We start from the raw sequence: 1,868 nt of genomic DNA on the forward strand, positions 1-1,868 counted from the left end.
GATCGCCGCGTTCTCGAATGAACGGCGTCGGGCGCTCATCGGCGAGCTCAATCACCTCGTGCAGCGCGATAGTGGCGGCACGGCGTTGGCTGGCGAATCCGATCGCAGCCGCTTCTCGGGCTCGCGCGACACCTCATTCGTGCGACTACGCCCCGAGTTGGTCGTGGAGGTTCGATACGACCACATGGAGGGTGCCCGTTTTCGGCACACTGTGCAGTTCGAGCGCTGGCGCCCCGACCGCGACGCTGCGTCGTGCACCTTCGACCAGCTGGAGCGGCCCGTCGCCTACGACCTGGGATCCGTGCTCGGCTGAGCCATCCGGGCCCGTAGCGTGGCCCGCTTCGGTGTCGGCCACGTTGATAACTCCTGCACTTCGGGGTGCGCCTCGCGTCCGACACCCGGAAACACCCCGGGATTCCGGGTAACCGGTCGCAGCCACTCCTCAATCTGCAGGAGTTATCAACGTGCGCGGGCCTGAGCGTCCGATTCTTCGTGGACACTCCAGCAATGACCGGAATGTGCCCTTCCTTCGCAACGACTGGAGTGTCGACGGGGGAGACCTGATCCCCGTGCGTCCGCACTGACGGCGCCCAGGTTGCGGCGCTGTTGCGGCGCGACCGCGGGCTACGACTTCTTCGCGCGGGAAGGCTGCACGCGTGGTGGCTCACCCGGCATTTTCGGGAAGTCGGGCGGAAACGGTAGCTCGCCAAGGCCATCAGCCAGGTCGCGGTCCCACCACTCCAGGAGGGTGGCGATATCGCCGGGTTCATCGGCGAAATGCTCCCATGGGTCGCCGTTCACTTCAAGCCTCGCGGGCACCGTCAGGATGGTGAATTCGCGTGGATCGGCGCCCTCCAATTCAGTCCACTCCAGCGGCGTAGACACCGGGGCATGCGGCAGCGGCCGTGGGCTGTAGGCGCCGGCCATCGTGCGATCCCGGTTCGCCTGGTTGAAGTCGACGAACACCTTCTCGCCGCGTTCCTCTTTCCACCATGAGGTAGTCACCGCCCCCGGCATCCGTCGCTCGACTTCGCGAGCCGCCGCGATCACCGCGTGACGCACCACCAGGAACTCGTGCTCGGCCCGGATCGGCGCGAAAACGTGGATACCCCGATTGCCCGAGGTTTTGACGAACGCCGTGAGACCGGCCTCGGCCATCACCGAGCGAAGCTCGACGGCAACTCTGGCCGCATCCCCGAAATCGGTGCCGGGTTGAGGGTCGAGGTCGATGCGGAATTGGTCCGGGTTGTCGCTGTGCTCGGCCCTGGATGCCCAGGGATGAAACGTGATCGTGTTCATCTGGACGGCCCAGACCGCAGCGGCGGGCTCATCGATCACCAACTGTGGATGCGAGCGACCGCTCGGGTAGACCACGGGGACGCTGCGCACGAACTCGGGCGCACCCTTGGGCGGATTCTTCGAGAAGAACTCTTCACCGCCCACCCCGGCGGGGAAGCGTTGCAGGGACACAGGCCGGTCTCCATTGGCCCGGACGAACGCCTCACCCACCACGACCATGTACTCGGCCAACCTGAGCTTGGTGATGCCCGCATCGGGCCACAGCACTCGAGAGGGGCTCGACACTCTTATTTCCCGGATGCCCCCGGGTCCGTCAACCTGGATCGTCGTCGCCTCGCTGGCCATGAGCCCAACCTACGCCGCCCAAGCTATGCCGGTGTGATCCCGTGCCGGTTAACGAAGTTCGGCCCCGCTCGAAAGCGGGGCCGAACCGGACCTCTCACTACTTCTTGTCGTCCTCGGGAGGCGTGTCGGCGGCAGGCGCGTCCTCGGCAGGCGCCTCTTCAACAGGCGCGTCGGTAGAGTCGACAATGTTCTCGTCCACGGGAGCCTCGGTCGCAGCAGGCTTC

1 protein-coding gene and 1 pseudogene are annotated in these 1,868 nt (G+C 66.0%); one reads left to right on the forward strand and one right to left on the reverse strand.

Annotated elements, in window-relative coordinates:
• Positions 1-313, forward strand: a pseudogene (locus RMN95_RS03535) (ATP-dependent DNA ligase); the annotation flags it as partial.
• Positions 314-624: 311 nt separating this feature from the next.
• Here the strand turns inward: RMN95_RS03535 and ligD are convergent.
• Positions 625-1,644 carry a non-homologous end-joining DNA ligase gene (gene ligD / locus RMN95_RS03540; RefSeq protein ID WP_309615580.1) on the reverse strand — a complete coding sequence of 340 codons (1,020 nt, stop codon included), beginning with the start codon at positions 1,642-1,644 and terminating at the stop codon, positions 625-627.
• Positions 1,645-1,868: the final 224 nt, after the last annotated feature.

This window comes from Salinibacterium sp., from assembly GCF_031364185.1.
Lineage (GTDB): Bacteria > Actinomycetota > Actinomycetes > Actinomycetales > Microbacteriaceae > Rhodoglobus.

Coding starts and splice junctions, on each gene's coding strand:
- ligD (WP_309615580.1), bottom strand. CDS start 1,644: ATGGCCAGCGAGGCGACGACGATCCAGGTTGACGGACCCGGGGGCATC.